The 21,615-nt window shown below is 42.4% G+C and carries 13 protein-coding genes, 1 tRNA gene and 3 rRNA genes; 12 read left to right on the forward strand and 5 right to left on the reverse strand.

Features of this window, described 5'->3' with window-relative positions; translation table 11 throughout:
• Positions 1-32 precede the first annotated feature (32 nt).
• The gene (rfaH, locus tag M1F05_RS02760; RefSeq protein WP_206086350.1) at positions 33-530 is read right to left on the reverse strand and encodes a transcription/translation regulatory transformer protein RfaH; all 498 of its coding nucleotides are present in this window, start codon (positions 528-530) and stop codon (positions 33-35) included.
• A 163-nt stretch (positions 531-693) separates the two neighbouring features.
• On the opposite strand from rfaH, the gene pepE reads away from it, so the two are divergent.
• The 3 genes from pepE (at position 694) to fre (ending at position 3,716) form a co-directional block, all read left to right on the forward strand.
• A complete protein-coding gene (pepE, locus tag M1F05_RS02765; RefSeq protein ID WP_206086351.1) occupies positions 694-1,419 on the forward strand; it encodes a dipeptidase PepE in 726 nt (241 codons plus the stop codon).
• A gap of 112 nt (positions 1,420-1,531) precedes the next feature.
• Positions 1,532-3,004: a 4-hydroxy-3-polyprenylbenzoate decarboxylase gene (ubiD, locus tag M1F05_RS02770; RefSeq protein WP_206086352.1), complete on the forward strand. Its 1,473-nt coding sequence runs from the start codon at positions 1,532-1,534 to the stop codon at positions 3,002-3,004.
• A 10-nt stretch (positions 3,005-3,014) separates the two neighbouring features.
• Positions 3,015-3,716, forward strand: coding sequence for an NAD(P)H-flavin reductase (fre, locus tag M1F05_RS02775; protein WP_206086353.1), 702 nt, complete (start codon positions 3,015-3,017; stop codon positions 3,714-3,716).
• Positions 3,717-4,064: 348 nt separating this feature from the next.
• Here the strand turns inward: fre and fadA are convergent, their stop codons facing one another.
• A complete protein-coding gene (gene fadA, locus M1F05_RS02780; protein ID WP_206086354.1) occupies positions 4,065-5,231 on the reverse strand; it encodes an acetyl-CoA C-acyltransferase FadA in 1,167 nt (388 codons plus the stop codon).
• A gap of 4 nt (positions 5,232-5,235) precedes the next feature.
• Positions 5,236-7,428 carry a fatty acid oxidation complex subunit alpha FadB gene (gene fadB, locus M1F05_RS02785; RefSeq protein ID WP_206086355.1) on the reverse strand — a complete coding sequence of 731 codons (2,193 nt, stop codon included), beginning with the start codon at positions 7,426-7,428 and terminating at the stop codon, positions 5,236-5,238.
• Between the two features lie 257 nt (positions 7,429-7,685).
• Here fadB and pepQ point away from each other — a divergent pair, with 257 nt between their 5' ends.
• From pepQ to M1F05_RS02830, 9 genes are all read left to right on the forward strand, one after another.
• On the forward strand, positions 7,686-9,020 hold the full coding sequence (gene pepQ / locus M1F05_RS02790) for a Xaa-Pro dipeptidase (protein WP_206086356.1): 1,335 nt from the start codon (positions 7,686-7,688) through the stop codon (positions 9,018-9,020).
• Positions 9,020-9,634, forward strand: a complete 615-nt coding sequence (locus tag M1F05_RS02795) for an IMPACT family protein (protein WP_206086357.1) — start codon at positions 9,020-9,022, stop codon at positions 9,632-9,634. Before pepQ ends, M1F05_RS02795 begins: the two co-directional genes overlap by 1 nt.
• Positions 9,635-9,662: 28 nt before the next feature.
• A complete protein-coding gene (gene trkH, locus M1F05_RS02800) occupies positions 9,663-11,114 on the forward strand; it encodes a Trk system potassium transporter TrkH (protein ID WP_206086358.1) in 1,452 nt (483 codons plus the stop codon).
• Between the two features lie 48 nt (positions 11,115-11,162).
• A complete protein-coding gene (hemG, locus tag M1F05_RS02805) occupies positions 11,163-11,687 on the forward strand; it encodes a menaquinone-dependent protoporphyrinogen IX dehydrogenase (protein WP_206086359.1) in 525 nt (174 codons plus the stop codon).
• Between the two features lie 492 nt (positions 11,688-12,179).
• A 16S ribosomal RNA gene (locus M1F05_RS02810) occupies positions 12,180-13,719 on the forward strand.
• A 132-nt stretch (positions 13,720-13,851) separates the two neighbouring features.
• Positions 13,852-13,927: transfer RNA gene (locus M1F05_RS02815), tRNA-Glu, on the forward strand.
• Positions 13,928-14,264: 337 nt separating this feature from the next.
• Positions 14,265-17,171, forward strand: a 23S ribosomal RNA gene (locus tag M1F05_RS02820).
• Between the two features lie 142 nt (positions 17,172-17,313).
• Positions 17,314-17,429 (forward strand): 5S ribosomal RNA (gene rrf, locus M1F05_RS02825).
• The 16S, 23S and 5S rRNA genes sit together here with 1 tRNA gene alongside, the layout of an rRNA operon.
• A gap of 1,278 nt (positions 17,430-18,707) precedes the next feature.
• Positions 18,708-20,258 carry an aromatic amino acid ammonia-lyase gene (locus M1F05_RS02830; protein WP_206084454.1) on the forward strand — a complete coding sequence of 517 codons (1,551 nt, stop codon included), beginning with the start codon at positions 18,708-18,710 and terminating at the stop codon, positions 20,256-20,258.
• Between the two features lie 15 nt (positions 20,259-20,273).
• On the opposite strand, the gene idi is transcribed toward M1F05_RS02830, so the two are convergent.
• Together idi and narL are read right to left on the reverse strand one after the other, a co-directional pair.
• Entirely contained in the window at positions 20,274-20,795 is a 522-nt protein-coding gene (gene idi / locus M1F05_RS02835) for an isopentenyl-diphosphate Delta-isomerase (protein ID WP_206084783.1), read from the reverse strand.
• A gap of 161 nt (positions 20,796-20,956) precedes the next feature.
• On the reverse strand, positions 20,957-21,613 hold the full coding sequence (gene narL / locus M1F05_RS02840; RefSeq protein ID WP_206084456.1) for a two-component system response regulator NarL: 657 nt from the start codon (positions 21,611-21,613) through the stop codon (positions 20,957-20,959).
• Positions 21,614-21,615: the final 2 nt, after the last annotated feature.

Raw genomic sequence — 21,615 nt, forward strand, 5'->3', positions numbered from 1 at the left:
CCCATTAATGATGGGCTTTTTATTGTCTTGAATTACAGCTCAGGTGATTTTTTGAATTGCGTATTTTCGAGCACTTTTGGGACATTTTTGTTTAAAATATTCAATAGAAGAATTGAACGATACTCTCCATTAGGCTCATCAAAGATAGCTTGAATTCCTGCAAAAATACCCTCTGTAATTGTCACTTTATCGCCTGATTTTGGAAGGTCTGGTGCAACCATATGGGTAATTGGAGTCAGCTGTAATAACTCAATCACTTCTTCTGGTACTTCAGTCGGTAATTGGCCAAAACGAATAAAATGGCTAACACCCCGAGTGGATTGAATCGTCGTAGTATGAATTTCGTTATGATCAAACTTTACAAATAAGTAATTCGGAAATAATGCTTCTTGCACCGTTGTCCTTTTACCCCTAACAATTTTTTCCATCTCAGTCATGGGAGTCATACAGAGCACGTTCTGTCTATTTAGATGCTCAATAGCACGTTCAATTTGGCCTCGTTTGCAATAAAGCAGGTACCATTTTTCCATTTTTTGAATCTCGTATGACAATAATATGTTTATGATAACAAATTACGACAGAACAATGTGACTAATGAACCTCTGCACAATATTATTCATATCCGTAAGTTAAAATCATCAAGCTGCGGCTTATGAACACTGTAATATAGAACCTAAGTTTGTAGGAGACACAATGGATATCTTTTTGTTGAGTAATGGTAAATTACCAGGAAACTCAGTTTGGTTAAGCTATGCTTTACCTCGAATTAAAGAAACACTTACCCGTAAAAATATCAAATCAGCTGTTCTCGTTCCATATGCTGTTCTCCGTGGATCTCATGATGAGCGTGCAGAACAACTTTCAGAAGCACTAGGCATTAAAGTAACGACTATAGAGCATTTTTCTAGCCCAGTTGAAGCCATTGAACAAGCAGAGTGTATTCTGGTTAGCGGTGGTAATACTTGGTGGTTAAACAAGTGCCTACATGAAAATGGTTTGATTGTGGCGATTCAACGTGCGGTCAGAGAGCGTGGTGTTCCATACATTGGTTGGAGTGCAGGTTGTAATGTAGCAACACCAAGTATTCGCACAACCAATGATATGCCTGTGAGTAATGCAGCTATTATGCCATCTTTGGGGCTCTTCCCATTACAAATTAACCCACATTACATTGATGCACATATTTCTGGGCATATGGGGGAAACACGTGATGAAAGACTACAAGAGTTTTGCGTAATTAACCCACATGAAGTGGTTGTTGCGCTTCGAGAAGGTAGCGGTTTGCAAATTAAAGGGAATGAACTCCATTATTTTAGTGGTAAGAATGAAGGTTTTAAATTATTTCAGCACAACAAAACATTCCCAGAGCAGTTCGATACATTATTATTAGAAAAATTAGTCCCTTTTGATTGCCAGTAAAATGGTATACTTAACCAGAAAAATATTGATTTTTAAATGATTTAGACAGTAACTTGTAACCTTGGCCGGACGTCTTATAATGAGACTCCCTCTGTAATAGTAAAAGAAGATAATGAAATATCGTGACCTTAGAGATTTTATCGCGCAGCTGGAAAAGCAAGGCGAGTTAAAACGCATTACAATGGAAGTCGATCCCTATTTGGAGATGACTGAAATTGCAGATCGCACCCTAAGAGCAGGGGGACCGGCCTTATTATTTGAAAATCCAAAAGGTTACAATATGCCTGTTCTATGTAATTTGTTTGGGACAACCAAGCGGGTTGCAATGGGAATGGGGCAAGAAGACATTAAAGCCTTGCATGATGTTGGCAAGCTACTCGCATTCTTAAAAGAGCCTGATCCTCCGAAGGGTTTCCGTGACTTATTCGATAAGTTACCTAAATTCAAACAAGTTTTGAATATGCCTGCTAAGCGCTTAAGCTCAGCTCCGTGTCAGGAACAAATTTGGGCGGGTGAAGATGTTGATCTAACTAAAATTCCAGTTATGCATTGTTGGCCAGAAGATGCCGCACCACTTATTACGTGGGGGTTGACTGTCACTAAAGGGCCACACAAAGAGCGTCAAAACCTCGGTATTTATCGTCAGCAAGTCCTTGGTAAAAATAAAGTGATCATGCGCTGGTTGTCTCATCGTGGTGGTGCATTAGACTTCCAAGAATGGTGCCAAGCACATCCAGGGGAAAAGTTTCCTGTAGCTGTTGCATTGGGTGCTGATCCAGCAACGATTTTAGGCGCAGTTACTCCTGTGCCAGACACGCTATCTGAATACGCTTTTGCGGGTTTATTACGCGGTAATAAAACGGAAGTGGTTAAGTGTATTTCCAATGATCTTGAAGTACCTGCTGGTGCTGAAATTATCCTTGAAGGCTATATTGAACCTGGTGAGATGGCGCCAGAAGGACCTTATGGCGATCATACGGGTTATTACAATGAAATAGATAACTTCCCTGTGTTCACAGTCACCCATGTTACTCAACGCCGTGATGCTATCTATCACTCAACATATACTGGCCGCCCACCTGATGAGCCAGCGGTACTTGGTGAAGCACTAAACGAGGTTTTAGTGCCAATTTTGCAAAAACAATTTCCTGAAATTGTCGACTTTTATCTCCCCCCCGAAGGGTGTTCATACCGTTTAGCGGTTGTAACAATGAAAAAGCAATATGCAGGGCATGCAAAAAGAGTCATGATGGGGGTCTGGTCATACCTGCGTCAGTTCATGTACACTAAATTTGTTATTGTTTGCGATGATGATATCAATGCACGTGACTGGAAGGATGTTATTTGGGCTATTACAACGCGTATGGACCCTGCTAGAGATACGGTTATGATGGAAAATACCCCAATAGATTATCTTGATTTTGCTTCCCCTGTGTCTGGTTTAGGTTCAAAAATGGGGCTTGATGCGACAAACAAATGGCCAGGTGAAACAGACCGTGAATGGGGCCGCCCAATTGTCATGACGGAAAGCGTTAAATCTCGCATTGATGATATCTGGGAACAATTGAAAATTTTTGAAAAATAAGAGGGAAAGCATGGCAACTTTAAGCTGTAAAGTCACATCTGTCGAATCAATCACGGATACGGTTTATCGGGTTATTTTGTTGCCAGATGGTCCCTTTCATTTTAAAGCTGGTCAATATTTGATGGTTGTGATGGATGAGCGAGATAAACGACCATTTTCAATGGCATCCACACTCTGCACCAAAGGCACAATCGAGCTGCATATTGGTGCCTCTGAAATTAATTTATATGCCATGGCGGTGATGGATAGGATTTTAGATCAACAACGCATCGATATCGATATTCCCCATGGCAAAGCCTGGTTTCGTGAAGACAGTCAAAGCCCAATGATTTTAATTGCGGGGGGAACGGGGTTCTCTTATACCCATTCAATATTACTTGCCGCTTTAGCTGAAAACCCTCAACGGGATATCACCTTCTATTGGGGTGGGCGTCAATTAGAGCATTTGTATGATCTTGGTGAACTTCAGGCGCTGAGTGAAAAATACACTAGTCTAAAAGTCGTTCCTGTTGTTGAACAACCCGATGAATTATGGCGAGGCCGTACAGGGACAGTTCTTAGCGCAGTATTAGAGGATTTTGGCGACCTTTCAGAACATGACATTTATATTGCAGGTCGTTTTGAGATGGCGAAAAGCGCGAGGGATCGTTTTTGTAATGAGCGTGGAGCTAAAGTTGAACGCTTGTTTGGTGATGCCTACGAATTTATTTAACCAGCCATATTTCAAATTGTAGGGGGGCTTCACTTAGCTTCCCTAGTCATGTAGTTATCTACGCTCCTAGGAATATCTTTGCTTGCTATCTATCTATAATCTGAACTATGAGGGGTAAACCTGCATTGGTATATTATTTAATATGGCAGTGTTGCAGATTGCAGGGGGACTTCACTTAGTTCTTACAGTCATTTCAAGGTTAAAACGCTTTGAAATAATTTTTTGTCGCCAACTACTAGTCGAAATTATGGCAGACGACTCACGGGTATTTGGCAAAAAAGGCAAAAAAAAACCCGCCCCTGACTAGGCGGGAACATCGACAAAATGCAATGTTTGACGAAAGGGGTATTAAACTCGTTCAATAATTGTGGCGATACCCTGACCAAAACCAATACACATTGTGGCTAAACCAAATTGCTTATCTTTTTGCTCTAACTGATTCAGTAATGCTGTAGTGATCCTTGCTCCAGAGCAACCTAATGGGTGACCCAGCGCAATAGCCCCTCCGCTTAGGTTTACCTTCTCATCAATGAGGCTTTCAGCAATATTCAGTCCTTTTAAACATGCGATGGATTGAGCCGCGAATGCTTCATTTAACTCAATAATATCAATATCATTTAAAGATAAGCCTGCTCGTTTTAGCGCCATTTCAGTCGCAGGAACAGGACCAAATCCCATAATAGATGGATCACAGCCAACAACGGCCATTGCCCTGACTCTAGCTCTCGGTTTTATGCCATGTTGCTTCGCATAGCTTTCGCTACTAAGTAACATGGCGGATGCGCCATCTGATAAAGCAGATGAGTTCCCCGCAGTTACTGTACCATTTACAGGATCAAAGGCAGGGCGAAGGGCGGCTAACCCTTGAAGACTCGCGTCTAAGCGGATGACTTCGTCATAATTTACGGAAATAAGATTCCCATCAGCATCATGCCCTTCAATAGCTACGATTTCATTGGCGAACTTTCCATTTTTTGTGGCAGCAGCGGCAAGTTGGTGAGACCTAAGTGCAAAGGCGTCTTGTTCTTCTCGACTAATCTTGTACATTTTGGCTAGCATTTCTGCGGTTAACCCCATTGCTCCTGCGGCTTTTGCTACTCGCAATGTGAGTCTAGGGTTAAAGTCGATGCCATGTGTCATAGGCACATGCCCCATATGTTCCACACCACCAATTAAGACTGAATTTGCATCACCCGTCATAATTAACCGGCTCGCATCATGTACCGCCTGCATTGATGAACCGCAAAGGCGGTTAACCGTGACAGCAGGCACTGTATGGGGAATATCCGTTAATAAAGCGGCATTTTTTGCAATATTAAAACCTTGTTCTAAAGTTTGTTGTACACATCCCCAGATAATGTCATTTAATTCTTTTTTACTTGCATTAGGATTGCGTTCAAAAATTGCGTTCATAAGGTGCGCAGAAAGGTCTTCAGCTCTAACATGGCGAAATACTCCACCCTTTGAACGGCCCATTGGTGTGCGTATTCCATCAATAATGACGACGTTTTCCATAAAATTAACCCCTCGCAACTTTTTTGAGATCAATAGCCACAACAGGCGGTTGTGGGTAATAGGTAGCATTAGTCATCGCTTTTGCTTTTAGGCCCTCAGGAGCCTGATAAAGCGGGCTTAATGATGCTAATACTTCCGTAGTTTTTAAGTATGATTGGCTACCGATTGTGTCTAAATAACAGAACACGCCACCTCTAAATGGAGGGAAGCCTAAGCCATAAACTAGCGCAATATCTGCATCTGCAGGGCTTTGGATTATGCCTTCTTCTAAGCAACGAACGACTTCGTTTATCATTGGTGCCATCATTCGAGCGATAATTTCTTCTTTCGTAAATGAACGCTTAACTTTGCAGATAGAATTCAGTAGTTCATCAGTTTGTGGGTCATTGACTTTTTTAGGTTTCCCTTTTTTATCTTTTTCGTATTGATAAAAGCCTTTCCCGTTCTTTTGGCCAAAGCGCTGTTGTTCATACATCACATCAATTGCATTTTTACCCGTTTTACTCATTCGCTCAGGGAAACCTTGCGCCATCACTTGTTCAGCGTGGAAGGCGGTGTCGATACCAACGACATCAAGTAAATAAGCAGGGCCCATCGGCCAGCCAAATTCTTTTTCCATGATTTTGTCGATCTCTTTGAAATCCGCGCCATCTTGGAGTAATAAGTTGAAACCTGCAAAATAAGGGAATAGAACACGATTCACAAAGAAACCTGGGCAATCGTTCACCACAATTGGTGTTTTGCCCATTTTATTCGCATAGGCAACGACTTTTGCGACAGTATCGTCAGACGTTTGTGTACCGCGTATAACTTCCACTAAAGGCATTCGGTGTACAGGGTTGAAGAAGTGCATTCCACAAAAGTTTTCAGGGCGTTTTAAGGATTGAGCCAATGTGGAAATTGGAATTGTTGAAGTATTAGATGCCAGTATCGTTTCTGGTGAAACAAGTGATTCCACTTCAGATAGCACGGCAGCTTTTACTTTGGGATTTTCAACCACAGCTTCGACAATAATTTGGCTATTTTCAATACCATTATAAGATAATGAAGGGTGGATTGCGGCTAAAGTTGTTGCCATTTTAGCTGCACTAATGCGCCCCCGCTCAAACTGGTTATTTAACAGTTTTTGGGCTTCTTCAATACCAAGATCTAAAGACTTCTCATTGATGTCTTTCATTAGAACTGGCACACCTTTACTGGCGGATTGGTAAGCTATCCCTCCACCCATAATACCTGCACCCAAAACAGCGGCTTGAGTTGGCGCTTTAACATTTTGAGCCAGTTTTTTACTATTGGATTTAATTTGTTGATCATTAAGAAAAATACTGACCAATGAACGGGCAACATCACTGTGAGCGAGAGGGACAAAAGCTGCTGTTTCATGTTTTAGCGCTTCATCGCGAGTGCAATTCGCTGCTTTCTCGATGGTATTGACTGCCGCCATTGGTGCTGGGTAGTGTTTTCCTGCAACTTGATACACCATGCCTTTCGCAACATTAAAGCTCATGGTCTGCTCAAGTGGGCTTAATTGAAGAGGGGCCAGTTTAGGTTGACGCTTCTTCTGCCAATTCATGTTACCCGCAATGGCTGATTCAATAATGGCTAAAGCAGATTGTGGCAATTTTTCGGTTTCAACTACGGCATCAACTAACCCTAATTTGAGTGCTTGAGGCCCGCTGACATCCTTGCCTGCAGTAATAATTTCTAGCGCGCTATCTAAACCAATTAACCTTGGCAAACGAACAGAGCCACCAAACCCTGGCATGATACCAAGTTTCGTTTCAGGTAAACCAATACGAGCATCAGGGGATGCGATACGAAAATCTGTTGATAAAACACACTCACAGCCGCCACCAAGTGCATAACCATTGATTGCACAAATTGTAGGAACAGGGAGATCTTCAATGCGATTAAAGATGCTATTAGCGTATTTCAGCCATTCACTGAGGGTTTCTTTCGGTGCTTCAAATAATGAGAGAAATTCTTTGATATCAGCTCCGACAATAAAAGCAGATTTGTCAGAGCGGAAAATAACACCTTGCAGATCAGGTTGACGCTCAAGAACAGACACGGCTTCATCCAGTGAAGCAACGGTGTGGGTATCCAACTTATTGATTGGCCCTGGTGAATTAAAAACCAGTTCTGCAATACCTTTTTTCAACCATTGAATATAGATTGTTTCACTTTGATAAAGCATTCTGTTCTCCTTTACATGAAAAAGTTATCTGGTACGACCAGATGATTTTAGTGTGACTAGAATGTTAATTAATTGCAAACGGTTAATAACAAATTTGGAATCTTGGTCACAGCAATTAAGTGAAATACTGTTGTTTTAAAATGATATTTTTATTATTTATCAATTAATTAGTTTGGATTTGCAACGGAGTGCATATCCGTTAAGAACAGAACGTGATAAGCTTGAATTTTCTAATTAATGCTGAAAGGTTGAAGGAAATGGAAAAACTGACTGCACTCTACGCTGATCATATTAAAACGTTACAAAACAGAACTCAGCAAGTCTTACAGCGCAGCAAATTAGATGCCATATTGATTCATTCGGGTGAACCACTTCGCATCTTTCTTGATGATAGTGACTACCCATTTAAGGTTAATCCGCACTTTAAGGCTTGGGTTCCTGTTACGGATGTCCCCCACTCTTGGTTATTAGTTGACGGCGTTAATAAACCTAAATTATGGTTTTACTCACCCGTTGATTATTGGCACAGTGTTGAGCCACTTCCAAATGGCTTTTGGACGAAAGATGTCGAACTGATTCATCTAAAAAATGCAGATGATATCAAAGGGTTCCTGGCCAGTTTACCAAAAGAGAATGTTGCTTATATTGGTTCAGCGGCAGCAAGAGCCGAATCTTTAGGCATCTCTTTAGATAATATTAATCCGAAGCCAGTCTTAGATTATTACCATTTTCATCGTGCCTATAAAACAGACTACGAACTGTATTGCATGCGTGAAGCGCAAAAAATGGCGGTAAATGGCCATCTTGCTGCATTGGAAGCCTTCCGTGCTGGAATGAGTGAGTTTGATATTAATGTCAGCTACTTACAATCAACAGGCCACCGTGATACTAACGTGCCGTATGGCAATATTGTTGCATTGAATGAAAATGCAGCAGTGCTCCATTACACTAAATTACAGCAATCCGTTCCTGCTGAATTACGGAGTTTCTTGATTGATGCAGGCGCCGAATATAACGGTTATGCGGCTGATATCACGAGAACGTATGCAGCAAAAGGCAAGGATGAATTTGCTGAATTAGTCGCGGACGTTAATAAAGAGCAGCTTTCTCTTATCGACACAATTAAAGCGGGCGTTCGTTACACTGATTACCATGTGGATATGCATCACCGTATAGCAAAAATCCTTGTGAAACATGATATTGTTAATGGTATTAGTGAAGAATCAATGGTTGAGAATGGTTTAACTACACCATTTTTACCTCATGGTTTAGGGCATCCATTAGGTCTGCAGGTCCATGATGCAGCTGGATTTATGCAAGACGACAATGGGACACATCTTGCAGCACCAAAAATGTATCCTTTCTTGCGTTGTACTCGTGTTCTAGAACCCAAAATGGTGTTAACTATCGAACCAGGTCTTTACTTCATTGAATCTCTGCTTTTATCGTGGAGAGCGGGTGAGTTTAGTCAGCATTTTAATTGGGATAGAATTGAGTTCTTTAAGCCATACGGTGGTATTCGTATTGAAGATAATATCGTGATCCATGCTAACCGTATCGAAAATATGACTCGAGACCTGCATTTACGTTAATGAAACCTTATTTAATACCGGCAGAAACGATTTCTTTTACAGAAGAAATTAAAAAAAGCCGATTTATTACTTACTTAGCTCATACCGAGGGTATTGAAGCGGCGAAAGATTACATTCAATCGATTAAAGCACAATACCCCGATGCTCGGCACCATTGCTGGGCATTCGTTGCTGGCCGCCCTGACGATTCTCAACAATTGGGCTTTTCCGATGATGGGGAACCTACAGGGACGGCTGGTAAACCTATTATGGCGCAGCTCTTAGGTAGTCAACTAGGGGAAATCACTTGTGTGGTTGTGCGTTATTTTGGTGGGATCAAATTAGGTACTGGTGGGCTAGTTAAAGCTTATGGTAATGGCGCACAACAAGCGCTGAAAATACTATCGACACAAACCAAAGTCCCACAAAAAGTGTTTAATTTAGTGTGTGATTATTCGCTAATTAATGCAATAGAACAGCTGCTTGCTCAGGTCAATGGCGTGATCTTGCACAGTGATTATAATGAAGTTGTTGCTTTGCAAATTACAATTCCTGCTACCCTTGAGCAGGAGGTCAATGATAAATTACGCGATATAAGCCGTGGTGCCTTAGCGCTCACGCCAGAATCGGAATAGTCAATCGCTTTAGCAAGGAACCTGCCGAATGCATTTTCGTGCAATAACCCGTATTGTCGGGCTGCTTGTCATCATTTTTTCTTTTACCATGGTTATTCCTGGTATTGTCGCGTTAATTTATCGCGATGGTGCAGGGCGAGCCTTCAGCCAGACTTTCGTTACGGCATTATTAATTGGTCTATTTTTATGGTTACCTACGCGTAATAGCAAACATGAATTAAAAGCGAAAGAAGGCTTTCTTATTGTTGTCTTATTTTGGACCGTATTGGGCAGTGTGGGAGCATTACCGTTTATTTTCTCTGAAAGGCCAAATCTTTCAGTGACGGATGCCTTTTTTGAATCCTTTTCTGGCTTAACGACGACTGGAGCAACAACATTAACAGGACTTGATTCTTTACCTAAAGCAATTTTATTTTATCGACAAATGTTGCAGTGGCTTGGGGGGATGGGGATCATTGTGCTTGCAGTTGCTATTCTTCCCCTGTTAGGTGTTGGGGGAATGCAGCTCTATCGTGCAGAAATGCCAGGGCCATTGAAAGACAATAAAATGCGTCCTCGAATTGCGGAAACAGCCAAAACACTCTGGCTTATCTATGTCTTATTGACGATAGCCTGTGCAATTGCGTTATGGATAGCTGGGATGGATGTGTTTGATGCGATTTCCCATAGCTTTTCAACAATTGCTATTGGTGGGTTTTCTACCCACGATGCTAGCATCGGTTACTTTAATAGCCCCGCAATTAATACCATTATTGGTGTTTTCCTTATTATTTCGGGGTGTAACTTTGGTTTGCACTTTGCAGTTTTAACTGGGCGAAGCCTCGGTATTTATTGGCGCGATCCTGAATTTAAGATGTTTATCAGCTTCCAGTTTGTCCTCGTGGTGGTTTGTACTGCGATATTGATGTATCACTCTGTCTACGGCGGTTTTGGTCAAACACTTGATCAGGCTTTTTTCCAAGTTGTCTCGATGGCCACAACGGCGGGCTTCACGACAGATAGCTTCTCTGGTTGGCCGCTATTTTTGCCAATGCTTTTATTGTGTGCAGCATTTGTTGGTGGATGTGCAGGCTCAACGGGGGGCGGTTTAAAAGTTATCCGTATCTTATTATTGTTCTTACAAGGTTCCCGCGAACTAAAACGACTAGTACATCCAAATGCAGTCTATACCATCAAGCTTGGGCAAAGAGCACTTCCTGAACGTATAATAGAGGCTGTTTGGGGCTTTTTTTCAGCGTATGCATTGGTTTTTGTTGTCAGCCTCTTATTGCTTATCGCAACAGGTGTCGATGAATTTTCAGCGTTTTCTGCGATTGCGACTACATTGAATAACTTAGGACCAGGGTTAGGCACAGTAGCGGATAACTTCACAAGTATGAATCCAGCGGGTAAATGGATTTTGGTCGTCACTATGTTATTTGGTCGTTTAGAAGTGTTTACCTTATTAGTGTTACTGACTCCAACGTTTTGGCGTGAGTAATTCAGTACAATATTGCTATATAGAAATGATAAAAATCTAGGAACGATAATGAGTTATTTACTTCTACATTCCAGTACGGATGGGCAGACAAAAAAAATTGTTTTAAAAATAGCAGAGCAATTACGTAGCTTAGGCCGAGAATGTGATATTCGCGATTTGAATACAGAGCAAAATTTTAATTTATCTGCTTATGATAAGGTGCTGGTAGGGGCTTCTATCCGTTATGGGCATTTCAATAAAAAACTTCAGCGTTTCGCGACTTCTCATCAAAGCCAGCTGAATTCAATGAAGACCGCTTTCTTTGCAGTGAACCTAACAGCAAGGAAAGAAGGTAAGAACACAGTAGAGACAAATGCTTATACGCGTAAGTTTCTGGAGGTTTGCCCTTGGAAGCCAGCATTGAAGTCTGTTTTTGCGGGGGCGTTGTTTTACCCGCGCTATAAATGGTTCGATAAAGTAATGATCCGTCTCATTATGAAAATGACAGATGGGCCAACAGACCCTAATACTGAAATTGAGTACACCAATTGGGAGAAGGTTTCATACTTTGCGATTGAGTTTGATAATCTATAGTGTGATTTATCAACAAATCATATTTTTTTTATACGGATTGTTTAATTATTAAGCTGTCAGTGGAAAATATCAAAAAAACACTTGCGAGATTTTTTCGTCTCCCTATAATGCGCATCCGTTGTCACGGCAAACCGCTTCGGTGGTGAGGTTAGAAAATAAAAGCCTTAAGCCAAACTTGAGAAAGTAAGTGATAACACGGTGTGAAGAAAGAAAAAGTTGAAAATAAACACTTGACTTTCTAAAAGAAAAACGTAATATACGTCACCTCGCAGCAACGACCCAGAAGGTCAAATTTCACGACGAAATGCTGCAACGCTCTTTAACAATTTATCAGACAATCTGTGTGGGCACTCACAGGACACTATCAAAAAAATATTTGATTTTAAGTCTTGAAGAGTGACTAACACGTTAATTCATATATATGAACTAATAGGTAATATGTTTTCGTAAGAAGACATACGACAGTAAACATTCTTTGAGCATCAAGCTTTTTAATTGAAGAGTTTGATCATGGCTCAGATTGAACGCTGGCGGCAGGCCTAACACATGCAAGTCGAGCGGTAACAGGGGAAGCTTGCTTCCCGCTGACGAGCGGCGGACGGGTGAGTAATGTATGGGGATCTGCCCGATAGAGGGGGATAACTACTGGAAACGGTAGCTAATACCGCATAATCTCTAAGGAGCAAAGCAGGGGAACTTCGGTCCTTGCGCTATCGGATGAACCCATATGGGATTAGCTAGTAGGTGAGGTAATGGCTCACCTAGGCGACGATCCCTAGCTGGTCTGAGAGGATGATCAGCCACACTGGGACTGAGACACGGCCCAGACTCCTACGGGAGGCAGCAGTGGGGAATATTGCACAATGGGCGCAAGCCTGATGCAGCCATGCCGCGTGTATGAAGAAGGCCCTAGGGTTGTAAAGTACTTTCAGTCGGGAGGAAGGCGTTGATGCTAATATCATCAACGATTGACGTTACCGACAGAAGAAGCACCGGCTAACTCCGTGCCAGCAGCCGCGGTAATACGGAGGGTGCAAGCGTTAATCGGAATTACTGGGCGTAAAGCGCACGCAGGCGGTTGATTAAGTTAGATGTGAAATCCCCGGGCTTAACCTGGGAATGGCATCTAAGACTGGTCAGCTAGAGTCTTGTAGAGGGGGGTAGAATTCCATGTGTAGCGGTGAAATGCGTAGAGATGTGGAGGAATACCGGTGGCGAAGGCGGCCCCCTGGACAAAGACTGACGCTCAGGTGCGAAAGCGTGGGGAGCAAACAGGATTAGATACCCTGGTAGTCCACGCTGTAAACGATGTCGATTTGAAGGTTGTTCCCTTGAGGAGTGGCTTTCGGAGCTAACGCGTTAAATCGACCGCCTGGGGAGTACGGCCGCAAGGTTAAAACTCAAATGAATTGACGGGGGCCCGCACAAGCGGTGGAGCATGTGGTTTAATTCGATGCAACGCGAAGAACCTTACCTACTCTTGACATCCAGAGAACTTAGCAGAGATGCTTTGGTGCCTTCGGGAACTCTGAGACAGGTGCTGCATGGCTGTCGTCAGCTCGTGTTGTGAAATGTTGGGTTAAGTCCCGCAACGAGCGCAACCCTTATCCTTTGTTGCCAGCGATTCGGTCGGGAACTCAAAGGAGACTGCCGGTGATAAACCGGAGGAAGGTGGGGATGACGTCAAGTCATCATGGCCCTTACGAGTAGGGCTACACACGTGCTACAATGGCGTATACAAAGAGAAGCGACCTCGCGAGAGCAAGCGGAACTCATAAAGTACGTCGTAGTCCGGATTGGAGTCTGCAACTCGACTCCATGAAGTCGGAATCGCTAGTAATCGTAGATCAGAATGCTACGGTGAATACGTTCCCGGGCCTTGTACACACCGCCCGTCACACCATGGGAGTGGGTTGCAAAAGAAGTAGGTAGCTTAACCTTCGGGAGGGCGCTTACCACTTTGTGATTCATGACTGGGGTGAAGTCGTAACAAGGTAACCGTAGGGGAACCTGCGGTTGGATCACCTCCTTACCATTGAAGTGTTTTTGTGAAGTGCTCACACAGATTGTCTGATAGAAAGTAGAGCAATAGGCTATACGTGGGAGACTTATTCGCAAGAATAGGGCTTACATGAAAAGCGCAAAAAGTTTTTGTGATTTTCGTGTCCCCTTCGTCTAGAGGCCTAGGACACCGCCCTTTCACGGCGGTAACAGGGGTTCGAATCCCCTAGGGGACGCCAATTGCGCCGATATCGAGTGAAAGACGATGTCCCCAATAATGATTAAGCCAATTATGTAGATAGTTGGTTTAACAATTATGCTCTTTAACAATCTGGAACAAGCTGAAAATTGAAAACAACACACATTGTTTATCGCTTAAACAATGTGAGAGTCTCTCAAAAATCTCAACTTGAATAGTGTATTTTGACCTATCGAGTCGACGAGCGAAATGAGTTCAAGGCAGCCCGCGCACAGCAAGCGCAGCGTACTTAAGGTACGTGAGCATTGCGCGCACGGACTAACGCCGAAATCATGAAGCACAGTCACTCGTTATCAGAAGACACCTTCGGGTTGTGAGGTTAAGCGACTAAGCGTACACGGTGGATGCCTAGGCAATCAGAGGCGATGAAGGACGTGCTAATCTGCGAAAAGCGTCGGTAAGGTGATATGAACCGTTATAACCGACGATATCCGAATGGGGAAACCCAGTGCAATTCGTTGCACTATCGTTTGATGAATACATAGTCAAACGAGGCGAACCGAGGGAACTGAAACATCTCAGTACCTCGAGGAAAAGAAATCAACCGAGATTCCCCTAGTAGCGGCGAGCGAACGGGGAGCAGCCCAGAGTCTTAATCAGCATTAGCATCAGGAGAACAGTCTGGAAAGGCTGGCAGTAAAGGGTGATAGCCCCGTATCCGAAGGTGTTAGTGTTGTGAACTCGACGAGTAGGGCGGGACACGTGTTATCCTGTCTGAATATGGGGGGACCATCCTCCAAGGCTAAATACTCCTGATTGACCGATAGTGAACCAGTACCGTGAGGGAAAGGCGAAAAGAACCCCGGCGAGGGGAGTGAAATAGAACCTGAAACCGTGTACGTACAAGCAGTGGGAGCACCCTTCGGGGTGTGACTGCGTACCTTTTGTATAATGGGTCAGCGACTTATATTCTGTAGCAAGGTTAACCGTATAGGGGAGCCGTAGGGAAACCGAGTCTTAACTGGGCGAATGAGTTGCAGGGTATAGACCCGAAACCCGGTGATCTAGCCATGGGCAGGTTGAAGGTTGGGTAACACTAACTGGAGGACCGAACCGACTAATGTTGAAAAATTAGCGGATGACTTGTGGCTGGGGGTGAAAGGCCAATCAAACCGGGAGATAGCTGGTTCTCCCCGAAAGCTATTTAGGTAGCGCCTCGTGAACTCATCTTCGGGGGTAGAGCACTGTTTCGACTAGGGGGTCATCCCGACTTACCAACTCGATGCAAACTACGAATACCGAAGAATGTTATCACGGGAGACACACGGCGGGTGCTAACGTTCGTCGTGAAGAGGGAAACAACCCAGACCGCCAGCTAAGGTCCCAAAGTCATAGTTAAGTGGGAAACGAAGTGGGAAGGCTCAGACAGCCAGGATGTTGGCTTAGAAGCAGCCATCATTTAAAGAAAGCGTAATAGCTCACTGGTCGAGTCGGCCTGCGCGGAAGATGTAACGGGGCTAAACTATGCACCGAAGCTGCGGCAGCGATATTTAGATATTGTTGGGTAGGGGAGCGTTCTGTAAGCCTGTGAAGGTGTACTGTGAGGTATGCTGGAGGTATCAGAAGTGCGAATGCTGACATAAGTAACGATAATGCGGGTGAAAAACCCGCACGCCGGAAGACCAAGGGTTCCTGTCCAACGTTAATCGGGGCAGGGTGAGTCGACCCCTAAGGCGAGGCAGAAATGCGTAGTCGATGGGAAACGGGTTAATATTCCCGTACTGGTGATAATTGCGATGGGGGGACGGAGAAGGTTAGGCTGGCCGGGCGACGGTTGTCCCGGTTTAAGGATGTAGGCAGGTGAATTAGGCAAATCCGGTTCACTATATGCTGAGGTCTGATGACGAGTCACTACGGTGGCGAAGTAGCTCATACCCCGCTTCCAGGAAAAGCCTCTAAGCTCTAGATTATCATTAATCGTACCCCAAACCGACACAGGTGGTCAGGTAGAGAATACTCAGGCGCTTGAGAGAACTCGGGTGAAGGAACTAGGCAAAATGGTGCCGTAACTTCGGGAGAAGGCACGCTGGCATTAGGTGAAGTGGTTTACCCATGGAGCTGAAGCCAGTCGCAGATACCAGCTGGCTGCAACTGTTTATTAAAAACACAGCACTGTGCAAACACGAAAGTGGACGTATACGGTGTGACGCCTGCCCGGTGCTGGAAGGTTAATTGATGGGGTTATCCGTAAGGAGAAGCTCTTGATCGAAGCCCCAGTAAACGGCGGCCGTAACTATAACGGTCCTAAGGTAGCGAAATTCCTTGTCGGGTAAGTTCCGACCTGCACGAATGGCGTAATGATGGCCAGGCTGTCTCCACCCGAGACTCAGTGAAATTGAACTCGCTGTGAAGATGCAGTGTACCCGCGGCAAGACGGAAAGACCCCGTGAACCTTTACTATAGCTTGACACTGAACATTGAGCCTTAATGTGTAGGATAGGTGGGAGGCTTTGAAGCGTGGACGCCAGTCTGCGTGGAGCCAACCTTGAAATACCACCCTTTAATGTTTGATGTTCTAACGTTGCCCCATTATCTGGGGTGCGGACAGTGTCTGGTGGGTAGTTTGACTGGGGCGGTCTCCTCCCAAAGAGTAACGGAGGAGCACGAAGGTTGGCTAAGCATGGTCGGACATCATGCGGTTAGTGCAAAGGCATAAGCCAGCTTGACTGCGAGAGTGACGGCTCGAGCAGGTACGAAAGTAGGTCTTAGTGATCCGGTGGTTCTGAATGGAAGGGCCATCGCTCAACGGATAAAAGGTACTCCGGGGATAACAGGCTGATACCGCCCAAGAGTTCATATCGACGGCGGTGTTTGGCACCTCGATGTCGGCTCATCACATCCTGGGGCTGAAGTAGGTCCCAAGGGTACGGCTGTTCGCCGTTTAAAGTGGTACGCGAGCTGGGTTTAGAACGTCGTGAGACAGTTCGGTCCCTATCTGCCGTGGGCGTTGGAAGATTGAAAGGGGCTGCTCCTAGTACGAGAGGACCGGAGTGGACGCACCACTGGTGTTCGGGTTGTCATGCCAATGGCATTGCCCGGTAGCTAAGTGCGGAAAAGATAACCGCTGAAAGCATCTAAGCGGGAAACTTGCCTTGAGATGAGTCTTCCCTGACTCTTTAAGGGTCCTAAAGGAACGTTTAAGACTAAGACGTTGATAGGTTGGGTGTGTAAGCGTAGCGATACGTTGAGCTAACCAATACTAATGAACCGTGAGGCTTAACCTGACAACACCGAAGGTGTTTTAGAGAGACGAGATAGTTTTCAAATGTGCGTGAGAAGCCGAAAGGTGACGGACACAGCAGCTTGTTCAAGATTGATGTTCTGGTTTAGCGAAGAAAAGCGCTGAACGGGAACGAACCGAATTTGTCTGGCGGCAATAGCGCGGTGGTCCCACCTGACCCCATGCCGAACTCAGCAGTGAAACGCCGTAGCGCCGATGGTAGTGTGGGGTCTCCCCATGTGAGAGTAGGGAACTGCCAGACATTAAATTAGTGAGAAAGCCACCCAATGGGTGGCTTTTTTGCGTTTGGGGAATGGGGCCAAGAAAAGGCCGAGATGACGAGATAAATAACGCAAGCTAAGCGAATCAATAATCCCCTCAGCAACCAATCGTTGTGTTACCCGTGTTCTGTGTTCACGTCATTATGACTTGTGATTAAAGCGGAGAAATTCTTCTAAGCTTATCAATAATCTACTTAGCAACTCATCGTTGTGTGATCCGTATTCTGTGTTCACGTCGTTATGACTTGTGATTAAAGCGGACAAATCCTTGTAAGCTTATTAATAATCCCCTCAGCAACTCATCGTTGTGTGATCCGTGTTCTGTGTTCACGTCATTATGACTTGTGATTAAAGCGGAGAAATCCTTGTAAGCTTATCAAAAATCCTCTTAGTAACTCACTGTTGTTACTTCATTTTTCATCCGAACATCCCCCTTGTTTTACTGTCCTAAATCGCCGCCCTCTGTGTTTATGGCACTTATTGTCATGGGTTTGCTTAGTCATTAACTGTTTTTTCATCGCTCTGGCTTATGATGATGAGACCTTCTAGGCTAATTGGTTGTTCATGTCGTCATTAACTAACTGAGGATTATTATTTTTCTTATCCTGTGCGATTCTTACCTTCTTATTATTTGTGATCATGCATAAGCCCCCATCGCTGACTCTGATAAAGCGACGTTTATACAGGAAAAGAGGATGAAAGGTCGATATTGATAGAGGTGAGAAGCCAACCAGTCGTTAACTTGGTACTTAACTTATATGGTTATGATACTGTTTGTCGTTTAGATGAACTTAATTGTGGGTTATTAAATTCTTTTTTACTTTGCAACCTACTGTTTATGAAGAATAATTCACTTAGCAACTCATCATTGTGTCATCAGCATGTTATGTTTTTTATGTTCACATTGTTATGGCTTGTGATTAAAACGGAGAAATCTTTGTAAGCTTATCAATAATCCACTTAGCAACTAATCATTGTGTCATCAGCATGTTATGTTTTTTATGTTTACATTGTTATGACTTGTAATTAAAGGATAGGAATCCTTGCAAGCTTATCAATAATCTCCTTGGTAAGTATTTTTATGCTTAACAATATTGTTATTTAAAATAATAGCATTACTTAATGATTATTATTAATTTATCTCTAATGAATAATGACTGATATTTGACGTTTAAAAATAAAAAATTAGTATTTAATATAAGTAAGTGAAAAGGATAGTTGATAATTATCTTATTTTTTATTCTATTTTTAGGGGGAATATGATTTTATTAAATGGAAAAAATTTGAAACTTCATGATGTAAAATTAATTATGAACGGCGAATGTATTGCTGTGGAGGGGGCAGCAATGGAACAATTAGATAAAAGCCATAAAGTATTAATATCAGAAGCAGAAAAAGGTGCAAAAATATACGGTCTAACAGTGGGAGTTGGTTTAAATAAAGATACAGAATATATAAAGTTAAATGGAAAATTTACTGAAGAGCTAATTGAGAAATCGACTGTTTTTAATAAAAAATTGATACGTGCACATTCTGTGGGGATAGGTAAGCTTGTAGATAGTTGTTTAGTTAGGGCTGTAATGGGGATTCATATAAACATGTTGCTCAATGGTTATAGTGGAATTCAGCCTAGAATAATTAGTAGTTATGTTGAATTGCTTAACAAAAATATTATTCCTTGTATACCCAGTATTGGCTCGATTGGTGAGGGGGATATAACTATATTGAGTCATGTAGGACTGACAATGCTAGGTGAAGGAGAGGTAATTTACCAAGGTAAAACAATGCCTTCTTCAAAGGCACTTCAACTTGTTGGAATCACACCCATAGAGCCCTGGGCAAAAGATTCACTATCTTTATTATGTTCAAATGCTTATTCTGTTGCTATTACAGCAGTTGCGTTATTAAAAATAGCGCATTATATAAATATAAGTGAGTTGCTGTATTGTTTAAATTTACAAGCCTTAAATGGTAATCTCTCACCTTTAAATCAACGGGTTTTGGATGCTTGTGCTTACCCTGAAGTTATTGTAATGGGCGCTAAACTTAGAAATTTATTAATTGGTTCTTCGCTAGAGTCTCATGATGATGAACGACATTTACAAGATCCATTAAGCTATCGCTGCGGGGTATATCGACTAGCAGAATTGCGTTTAAGTTATGAGCAAGCGAAAAAGCAACTTCTTATTCAGGTTAATGGTTCAAATGATAATCCATGTGTGCTCACTAAAAATGTAAATAATAGTTTGACTGGGAATTATGATCATCAGGCTGTGCTTCCAAGTGGAAACTTTGAAACATTACCTTGGGTCTTAGCCGTTGAAAAATTAAGTTTAGCGATAGCTCATAATGCATTAGCAAATGTGCAGCAGATAGTAAAACTCAATGATCCTTATTTTACACAATTAACCCGATTTTTGGGTAATAAAACAGCATTTCATGCACTTGGTGCTATTGAAAAACCTGCAGTTGCTTTGGGGATGAGAATTAAAAATCTAGCAATGCCTGTTTCATTAGATTACTTTTCTGTCGCAGGTAGTGTCGAAGATACAGCGACAAATGCGCAATTAGTTGCTGAAAAATTACAAAATCAATTAACATATGGATATGAGTTAATTTCAATTGTTTTTTTATGTGTGGTGCAAGCGATTAGTCTAAGAAAAGCGAAAGATTCCTCTTATTTATTATCTCCAAAAACAGAGGGTATTTACCGTGCGATAAGTGAATTCATAGAGTTAAATGGTGAGGATAAATCACTTTCGAAAGAAATAAGACTAATTAATGATTATATTTTTAATTGTAAAATATAATCTTCAAAACATTATTTAATCTCTACTAAAATGTAAGGATGGGTATTTAGTCAGTATTTTTTTAAACCAAGGTGTGAAGATATCTGGTTGTTGGTTAACTTCAGAAATAAGTTTAGAAATACTAATCCAACGGATGGATGAGACTTCTTCTACATTGGGATAAACCATTTTACTATAGTGGCCAACATATAGGTGGTCATATTCATGTTCAATTAACCCGCCATTTACATCGGCTCGATATATAAGAGAGCCTACATGGGTTAGTGGTGTAGTAAAACCTAATTCTTCTTGAAGTCTACGCTCAGCTGCACTTTGCGTTTCTTCATTGGGTTTTGGATGGCTACAACATGTGTTAGCCCACTGACCAGAAGAGTGGTATTTATGTGGTGCTCTTTGTTGAATTAAGAGCTCATTTTGTTCATTAAAAACGAAGATAGAAAAAGCACGATGTAAGCGGCCGAGTTGATGCGCGAGTAATTTGGGCATAGTGCCGATAGCAACATCATTTTCGTTAACTAAAATTAATTCATCTTCCATCGACCTGATTCCTATCATTAAAATTATTGCTGTAGTTTATTATAACTAAAAAAATAAAATTGTAGAATTGAGCTATTTATTCATAATACTTAATTTATGTTCATAGTGTATTTATTTTAAAATGGCAGCTATATTATTATTTGTACTGCCACTTTTAATATTTATTTTTGTTGTAAAACCCAAACAGCAGCTTCTACACGAGATTTTAAGTTTAATTTTTTAAGTAAGTGTTTCACATGTACTTTTACAGTACTTTCTGCGATATCGAGTTTACGAGCGATCATTTTATTAGAAAGTCCCTGTGAGATTAACTCTAAAATATCAGCTTCTCTTGGTGTTAGGGTCGCGATATTATTTTCATTATTGTTAGGATTATCACGTAAAGATTCAGCAAGAACAGATGTGAGTGTTGGGCTAACAACCAGTTTCCCACTTGCGGCTTCTTTAAGTGCGACAATAAGTTCTTCTGGCTCCATATCTTTTAATAAATAGCCATCAGCACCACGTTTTAAAGCATTCACTAAGTCATCGCTATAATTTGAGACGGTGAAGAGAATGATCCGGCCTGACAGCTCTCTTTTTCTTAACTCATCGAGTGTTTCAAACCCATTCATGCCTGGCATATTGAGATCTAGAAGAATGAGGTCAGGATCTTGTTCTTCTGCGATTTGAATTCCTGTTTTCCCATCACCAGCTTCACCTATAACGTATAATGAAGGTTCTAGACTAATCAGTTGTTTCACGCCATTTCGTAGCATCGGGTGATCATCAATCAGCAGGATGGTTGATTTATCATTCGTTGTATTTGTATTTTCCATAG

This window comes from Providencia sp. PROV252, from assembly GCF_033676005.1.
Lineage (GTDB): Bacteria > Pseudomonadota > Gammaproteobacteria > Enterobacterales > Enterobacteriaceae > Providencia > Providencia vermicola.

Coding starts and splice junctions, on each gene's coding strand:
- M1F05_RS02795 (WP_206086357.1), top strand. CDS start 9,020: ATGAAACCTTATTTAATACCGGCAGAAACGATTTCTTTTACAGAAGAA.
- hemG (WP_206086359.1), top strand. CDS start 11,163: ATGAGTTATTTACTTCTACATTCCAGTACGGATGGGCAGACAAAAAAA.
- pepQ (WP_206086356.1), top strand. CDS start 7,686: ATGGAAAAACTGACTGCACTCTACGCTGATCATATTAAAACGTTACAA.
- idi (WP_206084783.1), bottom strand. CDS start 20,795: ATGGAAGATGAATTAATTTTAGTTAACGAAAATGATGTTGCTATCGGC.
- narL (WP_206084456.1), bottom strand. CDS start 21,613: ATGGAAAATACAAATACAACGAATGATAAATCAACCATCCTGCTGATT.
- fadB (WP_206086355.1), bottom strand. CDS start 7,428: ATGCTTTATCAAAGTGAAACAATCTATATTCAATGGTTGAAAAAAGGT.
- M1F05_RS02830 (WP_206084454.1), top strand. CDS start 18,708: ATGATTTTATTAAATGGAAAAAATTTGAAACTTCATGATGTAAAATTA.
- rfaH (WP_206086350.1), bottom strand. CDS start 530: ATGGAAAAATGGTACCTGCTTTATTGCAAACGAGGCCAAATTGAACGT.
- trkH (WP_206086358.1), top strand. CDS start 9,663: ATGCATTTTCGTGCAATAACCCGTATTGTCGGGCTGCTTGTCATCATT.
- fre (WP_206086353.1), top strand. CDS start 3,015: ATGGCAACTTTAAGCTGTAAAGTCACATCTGTCGAATCAATCACGGAT.
- ubiD (WP_206086352.1), top strand. CDS start 1,532: ATGAAATATCGTGACCTTAGAGATTTTATCGCGCAGCTGGAAAAGCAA.
- pepE (WP_206086351.1), top strand. CDS start 694: ATGGATATCTTTTTGTTGAGTAATGGTAAATTACCAGGAAACTCAGTT.
- fadA (WP_206086354.1), bottom strand. CDS start 5,231: ATGGAAAACGTCGTCATTATTGATGGAATACGCACACCAATGGGCCGT.